The organism is Runella sp. (genome assembly GCF_965279615.1).
Lineage (GTDB): Bacteria > Bacteroidota > Bacteroidia > Cytophagales > Spirosomataceae > Runella.
Genome location: NZ_OZ257252.1, coordinates 3,952,726 through 3,975,851, shown reverse-complemented (window position 1 = coordinate 3,975,851; position 23,126 = coordinate 3,952,726). Strand labels below are relative to the sequence as shown.

Sequence of the window (23,126 nt, the reverse complement as noted above, 5' to 3'; positions counted from 1 at the left end):
TTAAGAATTATACAAAATGGCGCGATCAACTGTAGCCGGTAGAGGTCCTACCGTACTGATTTTTAAAGTTGCGATATTAGCTCCTGCCTGAGCACATTCGGCGGGAGATCTACCGTCCAGCCAAGCCGTCAGAAAGCCTGCCCAATACGAATCGCCTGCGCCTGTTGCATCTTTTACTTCAATGGACCGCCCTGCGATTTCCACGTAATCTTTTCCGTAATTGGACGAAACAATGCTGCCTTTTCCACCTAAGGTCAAACAAACCAATTGCGCTCCCATTGCATGGAATTGAGCAATGACAGCATCATTGGAAAGGATTTGCCCAAAGATACGTTCGGCGTCGTCTTCGCTAAGTTTTATGAACGCACCGGTTTGGCAATAATTTCTAATAACCTGTTGAGCCTGCAAACGATCCGGCCAAATAGAAGGGGCATAATTGGCATCTAAACTCACAATACACCCGGCGGCCTGTGCACGGCCTGCCGCTCCTACAATGGCACTTTGAGCCGGTTCCTGACTTAATGCAAAACAGGTAGTATGAAAAAAGGAAGCATTTTGAAGTAAATCGTCCGAAATGTATTCCGGCCGAATCATACGGTCGGCTGTGCGATAAGCTATAAAATCAGGCGTCCCTTTCGTACGTGATACCAATACAATGCTTGTAGGCGCGAATGTATCCCGAGCAATATAGTTGGTATCAACGCCTGTTTCCGCTACTTTTGCTACAAGGTAGGCACCAATATTATCATTTCCAACGCATGCCACCAATGCCGTAGAATTTCCTAAACGAGCCATATTAGCTGCCAAATTGGCCGGACTTCCTCCTTGATAACGTTTGAAAATTTCGGTATCCGAAAGGTTTTGGGTAAATTCAGTTCCAATTAAATCTGCAAGGAGTTCACCCACAGAGACTAACGCATATTTTCGATTTGTCATAGGTTGTAGAAAGAATGTGCAATTTAGGAATGGTTTGCAGATTTGCAAAAGAGGAACTTGGCACAAATTTTGACGAGAAACTTTGCGGTACCGGTAAGTGTTTGTTTACTTTGTAGAAGTACAACAAGCCTCCATAGCTCAGTTGGTAGAGCGGCGCATTCGTAATGCGTAGGTCGCAGGTTCAAGTCCTGTTGGAGGCTCGAAGTAACAAAGCAGCGCTCCGATTACCGGAGTGCTGCTTTGTTATCAAAGATAGTTGCCGTTTATTGCAAGCGTAATGTTGACTTAAAATCTATGATTATGGCTTCAGTTAACCTTACCATAGGTTCCAAGATTCTGATAAGTTGACCAAAAGCGTCCTGTTTCATTTTTGTGTCCCCCTTGTCAAAACAACGGTATGTATCATAATTTACATAAGCGGTATTAGTGGGTTCATACAGAAACCCACCCTTTGGTAAATGATACTTATCTAATTCAGGAATATATACCACCGTGAGGGTAATGCTTTCCTGGTATTTTGGATAAAATGTCCACGTTAACTTCATTCCAAGGTAAGTTGAGTGTTGTGTCTCAAATTTTCCGTTTGCTTTTACAAAGTACCTCAAACTTTAGAAGAAAACAATACACTCATCGTATTACCAGCGTACGGATTTAAATTTCCAACCGGGTACTTTTTTTTGCATTTCGGGTTCATCGTCGCGTTTGGTCAGTCCGCAGGCCAAATAATTTTGATGGAGTTTTGCCAACGCTTCGCGGTCAAGTTCTACGCCAAGGCCCGGTTCCTGTGGTACAAGTACCGACCCTTCTTCAAACTTGAGACGTCCGCCCACGATGATTTCGTCCGATTGCCAGGGATAATGCGTATCTAACGCATACGTCATTTTGGGCAAAGCGGCCCCTAAATGCACCATCGCTGCCAACGAAATACCCAAGTGGCTGTTGGAGTGCATGGACAAACCGCGACCGAATGTATCGCAGATAGCAGAAAGGTTCATGGAGGCACGGAGCCCTCCCCAAAAGTGGTGATCGCTCAAAATAATATCTTCTGAACCAATGGCAATACTGCCGGGAATATCATCAAACGATGTCGTACACATATTGGTAGCGAGCGGCGTTTTAATGGCTTTCCGGACCATCGCCATGTTTTCCTGCCCACGGGTAGGATCTTCCAGGTATTCCAGAATCGGTTCCATTTCTTTACCATATTTGATGGACGTTTCTACGGTCCAAAGCGCATTAGGGTCTATGCGTAAGGGTACATTAGCCCCAAAAGCTTCGTATAATGCAAACATGGCGTCTACTTCCTGACGAGGTTCAAAAACACCGCCTTTGAGTTTAATGGATTGAAAACCAAAGGCCTTGCACATAGCTTGGGCTTGCGCCACCACTTCTGCCGGATTCAAAGCACTTGCCTGACGGGCGGCGGCCCAACCGGTCGCATCAGGGTCAATATCGAACGCTAATTCTCCACCCGCACCTTCGTATTTGTAAAAAAGATAGGCAGAAAAAGGTACTCGGTCGCGCATTTTCCCGCCTAATAAATCCACAATTGGTTTGCCGGTAACTTTACCGATAATATCCAGACACGCTACTTCTACGGCACTGAAAACATGCACTACTTTGCGTTGATCCCACGGCCTTGTCCCTCTATCAGCGGTACTTTCCATGCCAAACCGCTCTTCCAGCACCTGACGAATCTCATTCAGTTGAAACACATCTCTGCCAATCAACAGCTCGCCGGCAGCTTTCAAAGCGATGTCAATGTCTATATTTCCCGGAATTTCACTGATACCCGAAATATTGTCGTCGGTAATTACCTCCATAATAGTACGAAGTGCATACGGTGCGTGCAAGCCGGCCGCATTCAGAAGAGGAGGGTCAACAACAGCAATGGGAGTAATGATAATTTCTTTGATTCGGGGGCCGGGTTTATAGAACATGATAAAGCGTTTTTTATAGAACTGAAGAAAGAGATTTATATTACACAGAGGAAAACAGAGTTTTTACACGGAGAACCACAGAGAAAGCACTCTCTATGGTTCTCACCATTAACTCCGTGGCTCTCCGTGTAACATTAAAAACTCAATCAAACAATTTAAATTAAGTCTTATACTTCTTCCGAGACTGTTTGAAGAAGCCCTTTGATATAGCCGTAGCAAAACGAAAAAGCCTGTAAACTGCTGGCCGGGTCGTGGTGATGCGGAACGTGATCGGGCATGACCATTCCTGAATAACCTACGTCGCGCAAAGCTCTGATTACCTGCGCAAAATTCATTTCGCCGTTGTCAGGATATACTTCCTGAAAATTATTGAAACTGCCTTTGATATTGCGCAAATGAACGTTAAAAATCTGATTACGATCTCCAACCCATTTGATGATCGGATAAATATCATTTTTTGGGTCTTTCAGTCCTTCTGCAATCGACCCGATACAAAAATTGAATCCGTGGTATTCGCTGTCGTAGAGTTTTGCAAAACGTTGAATTCCCTTAAAAACATCAGGGCTGTTCCAACGCATGACGCCCCGAATAGGAGCGGGAATCGGTGGATCGGCAATGTGATTGGCCAGTTTTACTTTGTATTCTTTGGCAACGGGCAGAATGCGGTCGAGAAGGTACGTAATGCGCTCAAATATTTGATCAACGGAGACATCGCCGGCTATCGTTTTAAGATCATTCCTTTTTACCGCCTCCTCATAATTCCACACGCTGTATTCTGCATTGCCACGCTTAGTATCTATGTATTTGCCTGTTCGTAAAACGGGTAAAATTGTGGTGTTATAGTTCAATACTTTAATGCCCGATTTCCCCGCTACCTGAATCATCTGTTGCAGAATTTCGATCTCACGGTCGCGTTCGGGGCTTTTGCCAAGCATGATATTGGGATAAGCCACTTTGTCGATCCCCGCCGAAATCAACGGATAATGGTAGGCATCTAAGCTGATACCGTACTTTTCGCAAGCCTCCTTTTTCTTCAACGAATCTTCCAGATCCCAGCCCTTGCCCGGAATAGTTACAGGAGAGCCACCGTCGATGTTAAATACGCCGTGACGGGCTTTAAACTCCAGATTTTCAACGCTCGTACCCCCCGATTGACAACCTACTTTCATGAGTAATTTTTTTGGCGGCGTTGGTTTTGGGGCGGCCTTGGCATGATCGGGACCGAAAACGGCAGCTCCCACGGAGCCCGCCGTAATTACTTTAAGAAAATTGTTACGTTTCATATGAGTAAGTGGCGAGCCACGATTAAAGGTTACCGTTTAGATTAAATGATATTGAAAATCGTTTTATTTTTCCAAAAGCAGTAGAAGAGAACTGTGGTCCAATTCACCATTTCCCTGCGCAACAGCGGCTTCCATTTGCGCCGCTACCAACGCCGTTCCTTTGAGCGGCACCGAAAACGCTTCGCCGGTTTGCAGGGCAATTCCCATGTCTTTTTTGTGTAATTTGATCTTGAAACCGGGATTAAAATTACGGTCGATCATACGTTTGCCATGCAGGTCAAGAATGCGGCTTTGGGCAAATCCTCCCAACAACACTTCCCGCATTTTTTCTAAATCCACACCTGCTTTTTGGGCTAACGCAAAAGCTTCCGCAACCGCTTGAATGGTCATACCGACAATCATCTGGTTACACGCTTTTGTGGTCTGCCCCGCGCCGGGTTCGCCAATGTGGACAATGTTTTTGCCCATCGCCTGAAAAAGCGGTAATGCCCGTTCAAAAGCCGTTGCTGTTCCCCCAACCATAATGGACAGAGAAGCACCTACAGCGCCAACTTGCCCACCGGAAACGGGAGCATCCAGTGCCTCTACATCTTTGTCCTGCATCAACTTGTATATATTCACAGCAGTAGCCGGGGCAATGGTCGACATATCAATAAATAAAGCCCCGGATTGAATTCCTTCCAAAACGCCGTCAACTCCCGAAACGACCTGTTCTACGTCGGGCGAATCGGGCAACATAGTAATGATAACATCGCTTTGCGCTGCCAGTTCTTTGCTTGTCGAATACGCAGTTGCGCCGGCATCTGCCAATTCGGCAGCGGCGCTGCTTGTACTCAAAATGGACACAGAATAGCCGGCTTTCAATAAGTTCAAAGCCATAGGTTTTCCCATAATTCCCAGTCCGATAAATCCTACTTTTTCCATAGTGTACTGTTTGTATCTAAATGTTTTGTAATAACTATAATCTACCTTAAACCTTATAGGTTTTCAAAACCTATAAGGTTTCTTATCCCCAGCCTTTGCGGTCCCGCTGCGATCCCACTAAGGGAAAGAGAGTTACTCCTCCTCCCTACAGGGGAGGAGGTTGGGTGGTGGGGTTACGTCAAAGGTCCCGGATTGAACAGAACCAGATCATTGTGAATACCCAAGCGGTCAGCGGCTACTTTTTGTGTGCCACTTGCCGTTTCCAGAATAAGATGAAACAGTTCCCAACCCATTTCTTCGATGGTTTTGTTGCCAAAGGCAATAGGCCCTGCATCAAAATCAATCAAGTCAAACCAACGATTGCTCAATTTTGAATTGGAACTTACCTTAATGACCGGCACCATCGACAAGCCATAAGGCGTGCCCCGGCCCGTGATAAATACGTGCATATTCATGCCCGCAGCCAATTGCAGCGTGCCGCACACAAAATCACTGGCGGGAGTGGCTACAAAATTTAAGCCTTTTCGACGTATTTTGTCGCCGGGAGCTACCACATCCACAATAGGGCTTGTACCGGATTTAGCAATGGAACCCAGCGCTTTTTCAACGACATTGCTCAATCCGCCCTTTTTATTTCCCGGAGAAGGATTGGCACTTCGATCAGCAAGTCCTTTTTCAAGGTAATCGTCATACCATTGCATTTCATCCTTGAGTTTTTGGGCAACTTCAGGCGAAGCAGCTCTGGGAATTAATAAATGCACCGCATCCCTAACTTCGGTCACTTCCGAGAACATCACTGTTCCGCCCGCCCTGACAATCAGATCAGCCGCAAACCCGGCCGCCGGATTTCCCGTTATTCCCGAAAAAGCATCGCTGCCGCCGCATTGCATTCCTACCACTAAGTCAGCCGCCGAACATGTTTCGCGTTTTCGGGTATTCAATTTCTTCAAATGCCTGTCCGCCATGTCCATAATTCCGTCTACCATTTCCTCAAACCCGTTAAAGGCTTCGTCTTGCAGGTAGAGGATGGAAGAGTCCTCGTTTTTGCCGGCATTGGGTAATAAACGCTCCGGACGCAGTTTTTCACAACCTAACCCAATCACCATGATCTCGCCGCCAAAATTGGGATTTTGAGCAATATGCTGAATCGTCCGGATAGGAATAATAGCCGCCGGCGCATTGATGGCAATACCGCAACCGTAGCTGTGATTGAACGCAAAAACATCGTCAACGTGGGGATACTTTGGCAGTAATTCCTGTTTTATTTTATTGGAAATGTAATTGGTAATTCCGGCCACGCATTGCACACTGGTAGTGATTCCCAACACATTTTTAGTTCCAACACTTCCATCGGCATTTCTGTACCCTTCAAAAGTATAGCCATTCAATGGTTCAATCGGAACGTCATTTGAATTGGTTGACGGAATCGTATCCAACGAAATTGTTTCTAAATCAGGAGGTTGGGGTAATACCATTTTGCGCTCGTCTACCCATTCCCCTTTTTGAATATCAGTATTGGCATAGCCAATGACTTGTCCGTAACGAATAATACTTTTTCCTTCCTTTATGTCCTTTAAAGCAACTTTATGGCCCATCGGAATATCCTGCCCCACCACTACATCCCCCAAAACAATCACTCCTTTTCGTACGCCAAAGGCATTACAGACAATGCCCACATTGTCGAAAGGGCTTGTTTGTACGATGGTATTTTCACTTATGTTTGTCATACATATTTTCTGAACGTCGGCAGGGGTTTAAACGGTCGTAAACAGCCCCTGCCGACGTTTTCATTTATTAAATCATTGGAAAAAGCTGCGCCGCAATCATGGTTAAAATAAGACCTGCTAAGCCCATGATGGTTTGCATGGGGGCGATGGTTTTAAGCGCTTCCCGTTCGGTAAGATTACTTGTTTTACACATGATCCAAAAACCGGCATCGTTCATCCACGGGACTAATTTTGCACCGGCGCCAATAGCCAAACACAAATAAACGGGATTAAAACCTAAATTGGCATTTTGAGCCATCCCGGCCAAAATTCCCGAAGCCGTAATTAAGGCAACAGTTGCCGAGCCTTGGGCTGTTCGAACTACGGCGGTAATGAAAAAAGCCAAGGGAATCAACGCCATTTGATAATCTTTGGTCATATCGGCAATACGGCTGCTGATGCCTGTTTGTTGGAGCATTCCGCCAAAGGCACCCCCTGCGGCCGTGATCAAAATGATGCCGCCGCCACTTAACAAAGCTGTTTGAACAAAAGCCGTTAAACCCGACTTCATCGTCTTTTTCTGCTTGATAAGTACCAACAGAGCAAAAACGGCACCTGCGAAGAGAGCAATATTTTTATCTCCAAAAAACAGGACAACATCGATCAATTTATTCAAAAAAGGGCTTTCGGTCAGAGGCACTTTGGGCGTGGCAAAAGCTTCTACCGCCGAACGAATACAGATAGTTACCAGCGGAAACACGGCCGGCAACAGCGCTAAACCCAACGGAGGCAGCTCTTTGTCACCTTTGTTGGCAATGGCCTTAATGTCTTCCAATCGCGCATCGGGTGCATCGCGGAGGGGTATTGGCCACTTTTTGTTGGCCCAAACGGCATAAAAATAACCTACTGTAATGGTACAAAGACCTAACAGCGTTCCGCAAACCATCATTAGTCCGATAGGAACATTGAGCGCACCCACTAAAAATAACGGCCCTGGAGAAGGCGGCACGAATGAATTGGCCATTACTGCCCCGGCAATAACGGTTAATACCAACATCAGATAGTTTTTATTACCCAATCGAATGCTCATGGCTTTGGCCAAAGGCATCATCAGGAAAAGAACCGTATCAACAAATACAGGAATCGTAAGAAAAAAGCTGCTGAGGATAAACCCAATCGGGGCTCTTTTAATGCCTGTCAATTTGAGCATCGCTCTTACCACCTTTTCGGCCGAGCCACTGTCTAACATGGATTTGCCGATAATGGCAGCCATAGCGATCAAAATACCGATTTTGGCGCAGGTATTTCCAAATTCTGTGGCAATTCGCTCGCCAATGCTTTTATGGGCCAATTTCGCGGCTTCAGCTACGGAACTGCCTTTTGAAATATAAAATTGTTCAAGTGATGCAGTAGGTGTAAGTAAGGCCACGACCAAAGCGGCTGATAAAAGTGCCAAAAAAGGGTGCAGCTTCAAGCCAATGATACCACCAACCACAATTACAACTCCGACACATAAGATAAATATAGGATCAGTCATTCAAAAAAAGGTTTAGGAAAGCTGTATTAATGATGATGGAAATAACTGTCGGAATGCTGTTACTTATGCTGTGCCGTGGTCTGTGTCTCCACAGACCTTTTAAATACGGGTCTGTGGAGACACAGACCACGGATTTGGGGATTTGGGCACAAAGAACGTCTCGCTTACATATACGCTGCTCTAATAGCATCCAATCGTTTAGCCATGTTACGCGCTCCATCGGCCACAAACGTAGCATCAGCACCGCAGGCGATAAATCGAATGCCCATGTCGTGGTATTTTTTGTAATCGTCGGGATTGAAAAACAAAATACCGGTGGCTTTTCCTGCTTTTCGAGCGGCTTGATTTATTTTTTCCAAAGCGTCCAGAAAAACAGGATTGTCAAATTGTCCGAAAATGCCAAGCTCCATCGAAAGGTCAGCGGGCCCGATAAAAAGAACATCCACGCCTTCCAAAGCGGCAATTTCGTCCAAATGGTTAAGGGCTTCGGCGGTTTCTATTTGAATGATTCCCAGCAGATTCTCTCTTGACGAATCATAATACGCCTGAAAATTTTGCCCAAAAGCTGTAGCCCGTACCATTTTTGCAACGCCCCGATTGCCAAAAGGAGGGTAATGCAGGCCATTGATCACTTTTTTGGCTTCTGCGGCATCGTTTACTTTTGGACACATTATGCCGTCGGCACCCATGTCCAGCACGCGTGAAATGCGGGGCGAATCACTGCTTTCAACCCGTACAAAGGCGGCGGTAGGCGTACTTTCCAAGGCCTGTAATTGAGCCAAAACTTCTTTCTCTGTTCCGGCCCCGTGTTCGAGGTCTATCAGTACCCAATCGAATCCTGACAGACCTACGATCTCGGCCGTGAGGGGGCTACCCAAGTTTAACCAACACCCGTTGAGGGTTTCTCCCTGTTGGAGACGTTTTTTTAGATTTTTCATAGTAAGAGAAAGAGGTGGGTTAATCGATTTTACTTCTTATCCCACCAAATTCTGGTATCTAAAACATTAGGTCCCTGACGCGTAATGGCTTGTTGTACATTGGCTTTGTTTACATTTAGCTCCGCATCTGTATAAGTCAGACGACGAATAAACGGCTCCGTTTTAAGATCGCTGCCCGGAAAAGGATTAGGCGTCAAAACAGGGTAGCCGCTCCGGCGGAAATTGGCCCAGGATTCAGGGCCATTTAGAAAGGAGGCTACCCAATACTGTGTATTGATTTGTTCCAATTCTTTTCCGGCTGTTAAAGGATTAGCTTGTACGTAAGCAGTAATGGCTGCATCGGCAACAGCTGTACTCGTGCCGTAGCTTGCCAATTGCTGCATGTGTGCTCTTATGCCGTTGGAGTATAATGTTGCGGCGTCGCCCGTGGTCCATTTACGAAATGCGGCCTCGGCCAGTAAGAGCTGCGTTTCGGCATACGTGACCAAAAAACTGGGGGCAGTAAGGCCACCCATGCGGGTACGGTCGAGTTGGCTGTAATCCCATAAACTGGCCAATTTTTTAGCCGCTACTGCCGTGCTGATGGTCGTATTGTCATACCCCAAAGGTGCACCGATCTGAGAGGCCGGGGTGCGGTTAGCTCTTGCCTCTACTTGTTGGGCACCGCTCGTGGCGCCCACGTAACGAACAGAAATAGAAGCCAAACGAGGGTCATTGTTTTTGCTTAAATAATCAACAAAATCTTCGGCTAAGTAGAAGAAAGCCGATTGCCCGCCGTTTAGCTGAGAACCGATGGGATTGGTAAAACTGGCATTATGGCGAATAATGGCATTGTCGGCATTGGATTGCATCACACCTCCTGCCACGGCTTTGGCTACGTATTCAGCGGCTTTGGTTGGGTTGACTTTGGAAAGGCGCATTCCTCCCCTTAACAGCAGTGAATAGCCCAGACGTTTCCATTTAGCGACGTCCCCATCGTATAATAAGTCACTGGCTACTTTGGCTTTAGACGCATCTAACGCGGCTGAGGCAGCGTCAATTTCGCTCAGAATAGCTGTGTAGACAGATTCCTGGGTATCATAAACAGGCGTTGAAATTCCTTCCAAATAGTTCTTGCCCGCCTGTGTATAAGGAATATCTCCATACGTATCGGTCAGAATCATAAAGGAATAGGAGCGCCATATTCTGGCCATGTTGTAGAGATTGGAACGAGCAGGCAGGTCTTTGGTTTTGGCCAAAACATCGGTCAGTTCCTTGATGTTCGATTGATAAAAGTTGTTCCAGTTACCGGCCGCTACTGCCCGGTTATCTTGGTTGAAATTAGCCGCCGAACCCTGTCCGCTGAAAGGCGTGATCATTTGCTTTACGATGGTTGTTTCGTAGCTCAAATTGCCATAGGCGGGTGCCGTATTGACAATCGCGGTATTGAGTTGATAGGCAGGATCAACGGCCGTCAAGGCTACAGGATTGACGTTCATTTCATCAAATCCTTTATCGCAGCCTGCCAATCCCCCGAGAGCAAGTAAGACTAAACTGAATTTAAGTATTTTCTTCATGTTGTTTTTCTGTTTTGAATGACTTTGGTTTTTTAAACCCCTATTTCCAACCCTTTCCCCGGTAAGGGAAAGGGAGCTGTTTTTCCCCTCCCTCAATGGGGAGGGGCCAGGGGTGGGGTTAAAATTTAACATTCAGATTAAATCCGATATTACGCGTAATGGGCAATCCCGTAGCTTCCAGACCGATGAGGTTGTCCGATGGAAAACCGAACTGCTCGGGGTGAATATTGGGAACCCATTTTTTGATAACAGCCACATTGTTGGCGACCGCATTTAAGCGAACGCCTTTGATGAAACGAGCGGATGGAGACAAAAACTTCGTAAAATCGTAGCCGATCGTGATTTGACGCAATTGCCAGAGGCCTGCATTGTAAACAAACTCTTCGGCAATGTTTTGCGAACGTACCGTTTCATAATAAGCCTGTACGCCGGATTTGGTTTTATTGATCTCGCCGTTAGGGTTCACACCGTCACCAATCACAAAACCTTCAGCCCGTCCGGGCAATGTTTCTTTGCTCAGGCCTTCACGATACGCATTGTGATTGGTTCCTGAGATCATTTTGTGACCCAGTTTGAAGTCGATCAGGAATGATAAATTAATGCCTTTATAGGTAAAACTGTTGGTGATACCGCCAACCCAAACCGGCACCGCGCTGCCAAAAGGAATTTGCGTAGCGGTACGTAAAGGGCGACCATTGCCGGCGTCAAACACCTGTCGGCCCTGGGCATCGCGCAGGTAACCAAATCCGTACAGTTGGCCCATTGGTAATCCCACTACCTGACGAAGTTCACCGGTAAAATCACCGGTGCCGACCGTTATCATGTTATCGCTGGCACCTGCACCCAGATCAAGTACTTTGGTTTTGTTGTAGGCAGCGTTAAAGATGGCATTCCAAGTAAAATCATTGGTTTTGATGGGAGTTAAATTGACTAACATTTCCAATCCGTGATTTCTACTTTGACCCACATTGATCAGTTGCGTAAGGTAACCGCCCGCATCAGATGTTTGAGCACGAAGGATTTGGTCAGACGATAATTTGTCATAATACGTCAAATCCAGTCCCACTCTGTTATTGAACAACTTCAACTCCAAGCCGATCTCTTTTTCTGAAACCCGCATCGGACGTAAATTGGCATTGGGGACCGTAGAACCGCTGATGGTTGCCAATGGCTGCGAAACACCGCTTGGAGAAGGAAACTGCTGCGAATTAATACCATAGAAAAGGTTATTGGCATAAGGCGACACGTCGGTATCGCTTCCCACTTCTGCATACGCCGCTCTGATTTTGCCAAAGGTGATCCACGTGGGTAAAGAAGTGGCAAATGCCTGTGAAAAGACAAAACTGGCAGTAATGGAAGGATATAAAATGCTGCGGTTCGCAGGAGATAAGGTGGAGAACCAGTCGTTGCGGACAGTTCCGTTTAAGAAAATATAATCTTTGAACGAAACTTCTGCCGAGGCATATAGTGAATTTACCTGACGTTCGGAGAAGTCGTATGTTGCATCTTTTGCGCGACCGTTTCCAATGGTATAAAGATCTCTGGTGTAAAAATCCTGTACAAACACATTGTGGCGGCTGATGCGGCGGTACATTCGGTTTCCACCTACGTTGGCATTCATTCCGATAACCCCAAATGTTTTGTTGGCTCCCAAGAGAAAATCAGCATTCAATTCGCGCACATTGCGGTCATCCTGTACGTATTGACCATTCACAAAGCCGGCCGGTGCGGCAGGTTGCCGTTGAGTACCTGTGGGTAAGTTATAATCCTGCTCGCGAGAATAATAATCCTGACCAACTCTGCCTTGTAAAAACAGCCAATTGGTAAAATTGTAGCGAGCGGTCAGGTTACCGAAAATACGGTCATTGTGAATATTATCAAACCGTTTAAGGGCAAAATAGGGGTTTGTGCGGTTGGTAAAGCGCGACCAAACCACTTCGTTTCCGTTGGCATCCGTAGAGTACTTTTCCAACAGATCCAGCGGCATAGAATTAGCCATATTGTAGATAATGACCGGACTGTAATCCTGCTCGGCGATGTTCGGCGGATTTTTGCGGTATTCGTTGGAATAATTAACGTTGCCCGAAACCGTCAGTTTTTTCAACGTTTGGGTAAAACCTAAGTTGATGGTTCGGCGATGATAGCCTGAGTTGCGCAGAATGGTTCGGTTGTCCAAATTGGAAACGGAAAGGCTGAAACCACCATTATCATTGCCTGAAGAAAGCGTCATGGTGTTGGTCCATGTGTAGCCTTTTTGGTAAAACTGACTGATCTGGTTGCGTTGAGGCACATAAGGTACTTCCACGCCATCAAACAGAATCTGGGTCATGCCGGGTTGAAATTTCTCCCCAAAACTCCACTGTCCCGACGTTGGAAAAGGAGCCGTTGGACGAACCCCATTCTCGCCCTGTCCGTATTCGTATTGATAATCCGTATAATCCAAAGGTGTTTCAGAAGTAAAATTGGAATTGTAACTCAACGAAATTCCCGAACCTGTACCGCGCGTTTTGGTCGTGATCATGATAACCCCGTCTTTGGCGCGCGATCCGTACAGCGCCGATGCGGCCGCTCCTTTCAAAACCGTCATGGCTTCAATGTCGTCGGGGTTGATGCTGCTCAAACCGTCGCCGCCGTCAGAGGTGCGGTTGCTTCCTTTTTCCGATACATCGCCGCGTGCGCCGTTGTTGGTATTGTCAATTGGCACGCCGTTTACCACGATCAAAGGAGAGTTGTTGCCTCCAAAAGACGACTGACCGCGAATACGGATCTTACTGGTTCCTGCCGGACCTGAACCCAACGAAGTGATATTCACCCCCGCCATTTTTCCCTGCAAGGCATTCATGAAGTTGGCCGTACGGTTTACCGTAATTTCCTCTGTCCCCACAGTGGCAGTGGCGTAACCTATACTTTTGGCTTGTTTTTTGATACCCAAAGCCGTTACCACTACTTCACCCAACGATTTACTTTCGGGAGCCAAAGAAATAGAAATAGTAGTTTGGTTGCCAACGGCAATTTCTTTGCTTTCATAGCCTACATAGCTGAATACGAGTACGGAAGAAGTTTCAGGGACGTCCAATTGATAAACTCCCTCGGAATTGGTGGTGGTGCCTCGCTGTGAGCCTTTGACCAACACACTTACGCCGGGTAGGCCGGCGCCTTTTTCATCGGTTACTTTTCCTTTGATGAGTTGTGCCATTACCGCCGCTTTTTCCAAGTTCTTCGTAATAGAAGTTTCGCTTGTCAAGGATTTTTCGGCGGGCTGTTCGGGGCTGACACTTTCCTGAAATCGGGCCTCAGCTTCCGCCGTTTTAGGAGCTTTTTTGGTTTCCAAAATGAGGTAAGAACCATTTTTGACCTTTTTGTAACTCAAGCCCGATGTCCGCAGGATACGATCCAGGTTTTGTTCCAAATTGGCGTTAAGATTGACCAGCTCCGAAGAAACTGTAATGTCTTCGACCAAACCTCCTTCAAACAGAATATCTACCTGATAGCGACTTTTGAGGTCTTTCAACACATCTCTTAATTTCAATTGAGTCGGAGCGGCGGCCTCCGATTTTTGAGGCATTTTGTGAGCCCTTGCGAAGGTTTGCGACCAACTTGGCTGTCCGCAAAGCAATAAGGCGAAGAGCATGACGCCCATCCAACAGGATTTTTGTAAGCTTTTCTTCATAGTAGGAGACTGGTTTAGCGGCTATTGATATTGATTGTCAGAAAGAATCACGGCATTACCCGTTTTTACGATTTTGATATTGAAAATCTCGGAGATTATTCCGAGCAATTCTTCCGCATTTTCGGCGCGGAAAGAGCCTACAAGGGTACGTTTAGAGAGATTTTCGTCTTTAATAATGACCTGAATGCCGTAGTTTTCATCCATGATCTTTGCAAATTCTTCTAAGGTTGTATCATCAAATACAAAGCGGTGATCTTTCCAAGCCGCGTATTTTTCCGGTTGTTTGGTCACTTCCCGGTTCAGATGATTGCCTTGGTCGAGCGTTACCAAGTCACCCGGTTTCATCATTACCTGTTTTTGGGTTTCGCCTTCGCGGTAGCGCAGTTGAACTTTCCCTTTGTTCAAAACTACTTTTGCCGTTTGCTGACGGGAATAAACCGTAAACTCAGTTCCGAGTACGACCACTTCAAATCCCTTATCAGTTTTTACGATAAACTTCTGATGACTAGGCGTATGCGTCACGGCAAAGTTGGCTTCGCCCGTCAATAATACTTCGCGGGAGGTAGAGCCAAAGCCAAAACGCGGCACCCGCAGAGAAGAATTGGCATTCAGGATCACTTTTGTATTGTCGCTGAGTTGAAGGGATCGGGTTTCACCAAAGGCCGTGGTATGGGTTTGATAAATAAAATCATTTCTGAAAAACCAACCGCCAAACACCAAACCCGCTATAAGCGATGCTGCCATCATCCACATGCCAAGATGACGTCGGGCGGAGAGGGGTGCTTCTGCGGCCGGAAAGGTAAACGTTGGATTAGTATCAAATTGGTCAGCGTACGTATGAAAACGCTCGACGGCTTCGGGTAGGTCGGTCAAATACTGTGGATGTCGGTATTCGTATTCAACCAACCACTTGTAAAAAAGCTCCTCATTGTCGGGATTCTTGATCCATTCATCTACCGTCTGTTTTTGTAAAGCCGAAGTTTTGCCGGATAAGTAGTTGAATATGAATTCTTTGTTTATTTCTGCGTTCATTGGTGCTGTCTTTTTTGAGAGATAAGAATCATTTAGTAAATTCCTTAAAGGCGATGGGTTTAGCGTTTAAAATGGCGCAAAAAGACCGATAAGGAAGAGTGAGGCTGACAGCAGCCACTTATCTTTCAGAAGGTTTCGAATGTACTGGTTGGCTCGGTTGAGTTGCACATCTACGGTTTTGACCGATAGATTGAGTTCGACGGCAATTTCCCGGTACTTTTTACCTTCAAATTTTTGCATAAGGTAAATGCGTCGCCGTTCGATGGGTAATTTATTGACTGCCTCTTCCAAGTCGTGGTATAATTCCTCAAATTGACTGATTTGGTCGGGTTGTTGTTCGTCCAAAATGGGCTTTTGGCAAGCTTCTGTCAGATCGGCCTTGCGGCTCAAATCCCAACGGAGGTAATTATACGCCCGATTTCGGACCGTACGAAACAAATACAGACGATACGAGGAATCGATCTCAGAAAAGGTTTGATTGGTATAAAACTGAAAAAATATCTCCGATACCAAGTCTTCCGCGATTTCGCGCGAGCCGACAAACTTTACCGCGTGCGTACACATGGGTTGGTAGTATCTTTTATAGAGTAGCTCCACCCCAAGACGAAGATTGGTTTCCAGGGTTTTTCGGATAAATAATTCATCATCCAATTCAAAAGGAGCCTTGGGTACTTGCGCCGCCGTGTTAAACGGAATGGAAGGATTGCCAAATGATTTTTGGTCGTCTCCCATATTTTCATTGTAAGCCTTCTCCATCTTTCTGCCTGAGGGTCGTTTTTTGAAGAAATTATATCCCTTTTACTAAGACAAGTTGGGTACAAAAAACTCCTTACAGAAATATGAAAATATTTTTATTTTTTTGAATGTTACTAATTTAATGGAAAAATATCTCTTTTATTAAAATACGGTTAAATGTGGCGCTATAGCCTATGTATGAGGTCACTTCGCTGGCAGCAGGTAGGCAAAGCTGGCGATTGGAAGAAACAACCGCCATGGTAGCAGATTGAGTATTTCTTTGGATTGTAGAAAGCGATGGAACGCTTTTCAAAACCGACAAAGACGGAAATTATGAACAGTTAGGGGAGAAGAGGCTGCTCAGTGCCGTAACGCTTATTGTGGCAATGGACGGTGCACTTTACGTGGTGGAAATGGTAGAACCGGAGGGTAATAAAACGTCGGCGAGGACTGGGCGTCTCCGTTCTAAACCTCGCCGATGTTCGTTCGCCGACGTTATTTTTTATTACGTATGAAGAATCTTATCAACGGGTTTCGTCGGTATCTTTTCGTTGCTTCAGCATGGAAGTACCGGAAAGAAAAAACACGAGCCCTATAATGGTAAGCGCATAGGAATTGACACTTACCAGGTCTTTTCCGAATATGCCCAAAACTCCTAAAATAAGTGCCACTGCACCGATAACCAACAGAATTAATGATGCGACCTTGATCATGATATTTAAGTGATTCGTGATGAAGATTACTGTCTAAAATTCTGTTCCACAGCTAAAAAGGCGTTCGAAATTGTTTAGGTGCTCATGAAAGGCTGCTTGCGCTGAATTATGTAGAAAAAATGCCTCAATAACTGTCTATGTAAATCATTGAGGTAAAGTGTGAATGGAAAGATTATTCAGTTTTACATTTCCGCCTTCCGACGTAATAGTGATTCCGCCTTCATGCTTAGTTGGGAAAACCCAATCGGTCAAGACTTGTTCGCCATCCTGTGCAAATAACTCCACGATAGATTTATCAGCCAAGAGCCTTAAACTGAGCTTTCCATCTTTCAACGGTACTTTTACACGCTCAATGCTTGAAAACCTTGGGTGAAAATTCACTTGTCCCGAATGCGTTCGATCAAGAGACAATTCCTGCGTGAACACATCGTAACGAATCACGGTAGCTTCGTCTTTACTTTGAAATATATTGAGCGTAACAGCCTTGGCCTGTTGGGGTTGAATTTCCAATGCCAAATCAAATACTTCGCCTTTGAACGGCACTTCGTACGCTTTGTTGATAACTTTGTTTTTAACGCTGAATGCCAACTTTTTAAGAGCCATAACAGGATGTTGCACAAGCCGCAATCCATTGGCCGTTTTTTTCAATGATAACTCACGAGGTACCGAAAATCCACCGCGCCATGTATCGCCCGTAGGAATTTCGCGGGCGTATTCCCAATCGTTTATCCAACCGATCATAATGGGTTTGGTGTGTGATTTGGGTAAATTGTTGAACGGAATGGCTGCGTAGAAATCTTTACCTTCATCTACGTACAATATCTCATTTTGCTTCTGTGACGTAAATGTTTTACCGTCAAAATCGCCTACGAAATACTGCATTGCCAAGTAATTCTTTTGACGGTGCCCGCTTGAAACCATCAAAACCCATTTGAATTCTTTTGTTCCTTCAATGGGTATTTTGGTCAATGACGGACATTCCCAGATTTTTGTCATGTCGCCCTGTTTGCCAAATTCGCTCAATAATGTCCATTTTTTCAGGTCTTTGGATTCATAGAATTGAGCCATATATTCGAGCGGTTTGACGACGGTCATGATCCAGGCTTGTTTTTCGGGATACCATATTACACTGGGGTCGCGGAAATCTTTCATGCCCAAATCCAGCACCGGGTTCTTATCATACCGTTTCCAGGTTCTTCCTTTATCAATACTATATGCGATACTTTGATGCTGGGCTTTTCCTTCAATGTGTGAAGTAAAAATGGCTACCATTCCTTTGGTGAAACCTTTTTCGAAAAAGCCGGACGTATTCATGCTGTCGATAACGGCACAGCCTGAGAAAATCATGGTTTGCGTTCCGTCAGGATTGTCAAATTCAGGCAATGCCGGCGGTAATGTTTCCCAGTGTTGAAGGTCTTTACTGACGGCATGACCCCAACTCATGTGTCCCCATACATTACCGAAAGGATTATATTGATAAAATAAATGGTATTCGCCGTCAAGATATACCATTCCATTTGGATCGTTGACCCAATTTTTGGGGGCGGTATAATGGAATTGAGGGCGATAGTCCTGCGGAACGCTTTGGGAAAAGCCAATCAAAGAACGGATGATGAAAAACCAAAAGAGCGCTGTTTTTTTCATTTATATATGTCATTAGAGAACTGTCAAAATTACCCTTTTTTACTAAAGATGAGTGCAGTAAAAATTGGCCTGACATGAATGCACAAAAAAAGGTGCTGACGCGATCAACGTCAGCATTGCAGGTGTTTTTCACCATAGCCATCAAGCTAAGAAACTGCTTCGGAGAAGCTTTACCTTTGTAGAAGTTTATCACCCGGTTACAAGGCTTCGGAGAAGCCCAACCACAAATTAACAATGGGGTTCTCCGAAGCCTAAGAATTTGAGTCATTGCAGGTGAAAAACCCCTCCTAAGACCAAAAAGGCAAAGCCACGCCACGGTGCAGTCGGTTACTGATAACCGACGCTTGGGGTTCTCAAACCCCAATGCCTAAGGTTTTATGATTGAAATAGACGATTTAGAGGCGCTTTGGAGTTAATAAACACAAGTAACCGTACACACATGAGGAAATCATCCCTTTATATTCTCAGTATCGTATTTTTAATACTTCCGTATTGTACAGAGGCACAGGTTGAATCTACCACTTTGCGTGGTTTGATGACGTTGAAAAATCCATCGCCTCAAAAAATATACCGCGTGAGCGACGCCGGCAAGCAGGGCGATTGGAAATACGATGCTGCTGATACTGAATCCATTGCCAACGGCGGCACAATACTCGAAAGTACTAACCGAGCCATCAAAGGTCGATTTAAACGCGAATTTGAGTATGAAAATGGCGTAAACATCGACTGGTTTATCAATAACTCATCGGAAACGATCAATGAAGCGTTATTACAGGCACTGTTGGTATGTGACCGTGTAAATTTTGCGGCAAAAACGTATTCTGTCGGCCCCGTCAGTATTACTCCCAAGCAACTGGTCAATCCTAAAAGAGTGAGTTTTTACTTTCAAAATACCGTGTTACAGGCTCAAAAAGGGCTGACAAAAGTGAAAGTGATTCAACTCGAAAATATTCCGGAACTGACATTTGCCGGCTCATTGACGCTTGACGGTAATACCCCTAATCTCAAAATCTCCAATCCTATGAGTGAAGGCGGTGAGGCGTTTTTACAGATCATGGCACCTTCCAACAACTCAAAATCGCGCTTAACGATGGGCTCAATCACCTTTCGAAATATGCCGATGTGTGCGATAAATATCCTTACCCGCGACCAGGAACGTGACAATGGCTACGACCGTATTCGGGTAAAGGCATTCCGGGAAGTGAATGGCTTTAATTGTTTGAACCTGCAAAAAGATGATTTTGCGGTGTGGGGTGTCAACGTGCGGGGCGCTCACCGGGCCGTTATCATTGACTCTTTGTACGCGCAGCAGGACAATGAAGCGTGGGGCGATGCGCCCATCGAAAAGCCTTTTTATACGTTCACGTTTGAGAACCAAGTAGATCCAACGGTCCATAAGCGCAAGGATAGTTTGTATGTTAAAAACCTGTATGCCAAATATCCATGTGCCATTGTGTTGTATACGCAAGCCATCAATAATGTCCGCATAGATAATTATGTCATGGAAGGCGTGTTGCGAAAACCGGGCGTAGCCGATGCCGCTGCTTACCCAAATATGCTTCAAAAAAGCCTTTCATGGGTAGGTTCAAAGCATACCTGGACGTCGTATCGAAGTCCGAAAAGCAGTTTTCGAGTAAAGAAAATGCTCGTCAGAAATACTAATTCCGCATTTATGAATGAGTCGATGATGAATGAAATGACGGTTTTGTGGCTTAACAAGGCCATTACGGGTGCGATATTTGACGAAGTGGAAACCGACGTGCGCCTTAAACTTTACGGTGATGGTTACTACTTTAATTATTCCGATGTGCCCGACGGACGCCATCGCATCGGTACATTTATATGCAGGATACCCAACAAGAAATATTATGTACAACCTTTGGGTTCCGATTTGACCATTGACAAACTGCATATAGCCAAAGGCGCGGGCGTAACGTTTGCGATGGGGAACTGCAAGATCGGAGCCATCACACAGGAAGCAGGAACGCAGGTAACGTTTGAAAGTCGGGAAAATAAGTTTAAAAATGACGCTCCGCTCTACAATGGTTTCATTGTGGAATCCTGTAAAGCGACCAATATTCTCTGGAATTTTAACTGGTATATTAACCGGCAAAATGTTGCCGATGCCAATAAAGTTTCGACGGGCGAGCGGTATGAATTTAAAAGCTTCTCGGGCAATAATTTTATCCAAACAAACACGAGTGTTGAGTCATCCAATGGCGCATCTGTCTACGTAACGGCTTTCCGCTATGATGAAGACCCAACGTTGCGAACAACGGTGCAGCAATTCCTGAATTTTGTAGAATTCAACTGGACCAACGTCGAGATGAAACTGAAAGATACTTCAAGCAGTGACCTGACGCAGAGATACTTGCCCGTACAGGCTGCTTCGGAAGGATTATTAAAGTCAGGTCGCAAAGCGTTTACCGCACCGGGTTGGAAAAAAGGCTGGCAACCGAGTTCGTTTGTGAAATGTACCATCAGTCGTTAGCAGCGCAAGAAAAGTGAGGGCCGCAAAATCTTTTGCAGCCCTCACTTTTTATAAATGAACGATGGGAATCTTAAAATAATAAACTCAAGCCACCGGTCAGGTTCAGTGAGCCGATTGGGTGTACTTCGCGGATTCTTTCGTCACCTTGATCTTTTCCAATGGTCAATGTGCTCGTTAGGTCGTTGAAAGAAGCTTTGGTGCTTACATAATCAGCATGGAGGGCAAGGGCAAAATTACGGGTGATCTTACACCGAACACTTGCACCGCTACCAACAGTAAACGAGCCGTTGCGGCTTTGCGTTGTTTTGATGGAAAGCGGAACATCATAGAAATTCCCTTTCAGTTCAGTAGTAGGCCGCTGGATCCATGAATAACCGCCCGTAACGCGAGCGTCAAACATCCAAATGCCTGCTTTGAAAGTTATGTACGGGCCTGCCACAAAATGTGAACAGTTCCATGTGCCGCCCGTTGAGGCCCAATTGCCGCCCGGATGGCTTATCTGTATGTTTGAAACAAGTTTTTGAGTACCTGTCGCATTGAGGCAATTGGTAAATGATCCCATAACTCCCACTCTGCGCGTGAGGCGATACCCGCCGGATATTTGCATGGAAGTGCCTCGCAAAGCGGTGATGTCAGAAGGGGCGGTTGGGTCTCCCTGCATTAATGATTTAACAGGAATGCTTACGCCACCTGAAATATTCACAAAACCACGGTGGTCAATGTGCGATAAAATAAAACTTTGCTGGGCAAAACTCATGCCTGTAGCAAGTAAACCTATGACAAGAGTATATATTTTTTTCATAACAACTTACGGATTAAGGTTGATATAGAAAGTTGTTAACAAACTTCGTGCCAAATTTTTAATGCGTTGATTTTCAGCTAGACTATGTTCCGTTTTCTTGGAAAAGAAATGATTTTACGATATTCGCACCTTGAATTTTTCAACATGGATTTATTGGACGACTGTATAGAACGAATTGCTGAATTACAATCGAAAGGAGAGACGTATTTCGACGAGGGGTTATTCCCGGCGCAGCGTATTAATCGACTGATTGGCTACGAGCGTCCTGATACGACCGTGTTTTTTACGGCCATAATTGTCTTTACCCTGCAAAAACTTAAACCGCTGCTTTCGTCCAAAAGTCAACAATTGGTCGATGAAATTGCGCAAAAGGGCGTTCGGACTTATCCGAAATTTCAGAATAAAGACGGGTTGAAAACGTATAATTTTTGGAAAACAACACCTTCAAAACACTTTCCGAACGGTCGTTTGTTTCGTCGCTTCGATCATTTCCGAATTCCGGACGATACGGATGATACGGCCATGATCTACCTTACGTCGTCGCCTACACAAGGTGAATTACGTTGGCTGAAAGAAAAACTGAGTTTACACGCCAACGGCACCAAACAAAGGATTCGAAACACTTATCCCGAATATCGTGAATTAAAAGCCTATTCGACGTGGTTTGGCAAAAACATGTACATTGAGTTTGATGCCTGCGTTTTGACCAATGTGTTGTATTGCATTTATGAATATCAATTACCACTGAATCAGCACGATACCGATAGTTTGGCCTACATCCGTTCGGTCATTGAAACAGATCGCTATTTAACTGAGCCTTTCAGGTGTGCGCATCAATATCCGCGAACGGTGCCCATCATTTACCACGTGTCGCGGCTGATGGGCGCTTTTCAAATTCCTGAATTAGAGCCTGTTTGTGAGAAGCTAATTTCGGACACCCAACATCTTTTGCGAAAACCACACTCCGTGATGGATGAGATTTGTCTGAAAATAGCATTGATGCGGTTAGGTGTAAAAGTAAAAAGTGAAAAGCGGAAAGTGGAAGCGAAAGATTTTGAAGGTTTTTATTTCTTCATTGCGGGTTTGCTAACGGCCTACGAAAATCCGCTACTGTACCGATTGGCTGTCTCGCCTTTATTTCAAATGCGTTGGGAATGTGAAGCGCATTGCCGGACGTTAATGGCTGAGTATTTGGCTTTGCAGCAAAATCAATAATGTT

The 23,126-nt window shown here is 45.3% G+C and carries 16 protein-coding genes and 1 tRNA gene; 3 read left to right on the top strand and 14 right to left on the bottom strand.

Translation table 11 applies throughout. The annotated features are described in order from the left end of the window. Positions 1-936, bottom strand: coding sequence for a carbohydrate kinase family protein (locus ACQY73_RS16920; protein WP_428668204.1), 936 nt, complete (start codon positions 934-936; stop codon positions 1-3). Between the two features lie 127 nt (positions 937-1,063). Between ACQY73_RS16920 and ACQY73_RS16915 the strand changes: the two genes are divergently transcribed. Beyond that, positions 1,064-1,136: transfer RNA gene (locus ACQY73_RS16915), tRNA-Thr, on the top strand. A 435-nt stretch (positions 1,137-1,571) separates the two neighbouring features. On the opposite strand, the gene ACQY73_RS16910 is transcribed toward ACQY73_RS16915, so the two are convergent. The 12 genes from ACQY73_RS16910 to ACQY73_RS16855 form a co-directional block, all read right to left on the bottom strand. Then, on the bottom strand, positions 1,572-2,876 hold the full coding sequence (locus tag ACQY73_RS16910) for an enolase C-terminal domain-like protein (RefSeq protein WP_428668202.1): 1,305 nt from the start codon (positions 2,874-2,876) through the stop codon (positions 1,572-1,574). A 167-nt stretch (positions 2,877-3,043) separates the two neighbouring features. Beyond that, positions 3,044-4,159 (bottom strand): mannonate dehydratase, encoded by a 1,116-nt coding sequence (locus tag ACQY73_RS16905; RefSeq protein WP_428668200.1) that lies wholly within the window; start codon positions 4,157-4,159, stop codon positions 3,044-3,046. A 63-nt stretch (positions 4,160-4,222) separates the two neighbouring features. Then, positions 4,223-5,083: a 2-hydroxy-3-oxopropionate reductase gene (locus tag ACQY73_RS16900; protein ID WP_428668198.1), complete on the bottom strand. Its 861-nt coding sequence runs from the start codon at positions 5,081-5,083 to the stop codon at positions 4,223-4,225. A 173-nt stretch (positions 5,084-5,256) separates the two neighbouring features. Further along, a complete protein-coding gene (garD, locus tag ACQY73_RS16895; RefSeq protein ID WP_428668196.1) occupies positions 5,257-6,810 on the bottom strand; it encodes a galactarate dehydratase in 1,554 nt (517 codons plus the stop codon). Between the two features lie 67 nt (positions 6,811-6,877). Beyond that, entirely contained in the window at positions 6,878-8,326 is a 1,449-nt protein-coding gene (locus ACQY73_RS16890) for a GntP family permease (protein WP_428668194.1), read from the bottom strand. 164 nt (positions 8,327-8,490) lie between these two features. Then, entirely contained in the window at positions 8,491-9,264 is a 774-nt protein-coding gene (locus ACQY73_RS16885) for an HpcH/HpaI aldolase family protein (RefSeq protein WP_428668192.1), read from the bottom strand. Positions 9,265-9,293: 29 nt separating this feature from the next. Continuing rightward, the gene (locus tag ACQY73_RS16880; RefSeq protein ID WP_428668190.1) at positions 9,294-10,820 is read right to left on the bottom strand and encodes a SusD/RagB family nutrient-binding outer membrane lipoprotein; all 1,527 of its coding nucleotides are present in this window, start codon (positions 10,818-10,820) and stop codon (positions 9,294-9,296) included. 118 nt (positions 10,821-10,938) lie between these two features. After that, the gene (locus tag ACQY73_RS16875) at positions 10,939-14,490 is read right to left on the bottom strand and encodes a SusC/RagA family TonB-linked outer membrane protein (RefSeq protein ID WP_428668188.1); all 3,552 of its coding nucleotides are present in this window, start codon (positions 14,488-14,490) and stop codon (positions 10,939-10,941) included. A 21-nt stretch (positions 14,491-14,511) separates the two neighbouring features. Next, a complete protein-coding gene (locus ACQY73_RS16870; protein ID WP_428668186.1) occupies positions 14,512-15,522 on the bottom strand; it encodes a FecR family protein in 1,011 nt (336 codons plus the stop codon). A gap of 66 nt (positions 15,523-15,588) precedes the next feature. Then, entirely contained in the window at positions 15,589-16,278 is a 690-nt protein-coding gene (locus ACQY73_RS16865) for an RNA polymerase sigma-70 factor (protein WP_428668184.1), read from the bottom strand. A gap of 503 nt (positions 16,279-16,781) precedes the next feature. After that, positions 16,782-16,970, bottom strand: a complete 189-nt coding sequence (locus ACQY73_RS16860; protein ID WP_428668182.1) for a hypothetical protein — start codon at positions 16,968-16,970, stop codon at positions 16,782-16,784. Positions 16,971-17,114: 144 nt separating this feature from the next. Continuing rightward, a complete protein-coding gene (locus ACQY73_RS16855; protein ID WP_428668180.1) occupies positions 17,115-18,614 on the bottom strand; it encodes a glycoside hydrolase family 32 protein in 1,500 nt (499 codons plus the stop codon). A 439-nt stretch (positions 18,615-19,053) separates the two neighbouring features. On the opposite strand from ACQY73_RS16855, the gene ACQY73_RS16850 reads away from it, so the two are divergent. Continuing rightward, the gene (locus ACQY73_RS16850) at positions 19,054-21,105 is read left to right on the top strand and encodes a hypothetical protein (protein ID WP_428668178.1); all 2,052 of its coding nucleotides are present in this window, start codon (positions 19,054-19,056) and stop codon (positions 21,103-21,105) included. A 70-nt stretch (positions 21,106-21,175) separates the two neighbouring features. On the opposite strand, the gene ACQY73_RS16845 is transcribed toward ACQY73_RS16850, so the two are convergent. Continuing rightward, positions 21,176-21,907: an outer membrane beta-barrel protein gene (locus tag ACQY73_RS16845; protein WP_428668176.1), complete on the bottom strand. Its 732-nt coding sequence runs from the start codon at positions 21,905-21,907 to the stop codon at positions 21,176-21,178. Positions 21,908-22,051: 144 nt separating this feature from the next. On the opposite strand from ACQY73_RS16845, the gene ACQY73_RS16840 reads away from it, so the two are divergent. Then, positions 22,052-23,122, top strand: coding sequence for a hypothetical protein (locus ACQY73_RS16840; RefSeq protein ID WP_428668481.1), 1,071 nt, complete (start codon positions 22,052-22,054; stop codon positions 23,120-23,122). The last annotated feature ends 4 nt before the right edge of the window (positions 23,123-23,126 follow it).

Bases quoted from the DNA above. Each gene is read 5' to 3' on its own strand.
- garD (WP_428668196.1), bottom strand. From the start codon at position 6,810: ATGACAAACATAAGTGAAAATACCATCGTACAAACAAGCCCTTTCGAC.
- ACQY73_RS16860 (WP_428668182.1), bottom strand. From the start codon at position 16,970: ATGATCAAGGTCGCATCATTAATTCTGTTGGTTATCGGTGCAGTGGCA.
- ACQY73_RS16840 (WP_428668481.1), top strand. From the start codon at position 22,052: ATGGATTTATTGGACGACTGTATAGAACGAATTGCTGAATTACAATCG.
- ACQY73_RS16875 (WP_428668188.1), bottom strand. From the start codon at position 14,490: ATGAAGAAAAGCTTACAAAAATCCTGTTGGATGGGCGTCATGCTCTTC.
- ACQY73_RS16850 (WP_428668178.1), top strand. From the start codon at position 19,054: ATGAGGAAATCATCCCTTTATATTCTCAGTATCGTATTTTTAATACTT.
- ACQY73_RS16855 (WP_428668180.1), bottom strand. From the start codon at position 18,614: ATGAAAAAAACAGCGCTCTTTTGGTTTTTCATCATCCGTTCTTTGATT.
- ACQY73_RS16885 (WP_428668192.1), bottom strand. From the start codon at position 9,264: ATGAAAAATCTAAAAAAACGTCTCCAACAGGGAGAAACCCTCAACGGG.
- ACQY73_RS16870 (WP_428668186.1), bottom strand. From the start codon at position 15,522: ATGAACGCAGAAATAAACAAAGAATTCATATTCAACTACTTATCCGGC.
- ACQY73_RS16900 (WP_428668198.1), bottom strand. From the start codon at position 5,083: ATGGAAAAAGTAGGATTTATCGGACTGGGAATTATGGGAAAACCTATG.
- ACQY73_RS16865 (WP_428668184.1), bottom strand. From the start codon at position 16,278: ATGGAGAAGGCTTACAATGAAAATATGGGAGACGACCAAAAATCATTT.
- ACQY73_RS16920 (WP_428668204.1), bottom strand. From the start codon at position 936: ATGACAAATCGAAAATATGCGTTAGTCTCTGTGGGTGAACTCCTTGCA.
- ACQY73_RS16845 (WP_428668176.1), bottom strand. From the start codon at position 21,907: ATGAAAAAAATATATACTCTTGTCATAGGTTTACTTGCTACAGGCATG.
- ACQY73_RS16880 (WP_428668190.1), bottom strand. From the start codon at position 10,820: ATGAAGAAAATACTTAAATTCAGTTTAGTCTTACTTGCTCTCGGGGGA.
- ACQY73_RS16905 (WP_428668200.1), bottom strand. From the start codon at position 4,159: ATGAAACGTAACAATTTTCTTAAAGTAATTACGGCGGGCTCCGTGGGA.
- ACQY73_RS16890 (WP_428668194.1), bottom strand. From the start codon at position 8,326: ATGACTGATCCTATATTTATCTTATGTGTCGGAGTTGTAATTGTGGTT.
- ACQY73_RS16910 (WP_428668202.1), bottom strand. From the start codon at position 2,876: ATGTTCTATAAACCCGGCCCCCGAATCAAAGAAATTATCATTACTCCC.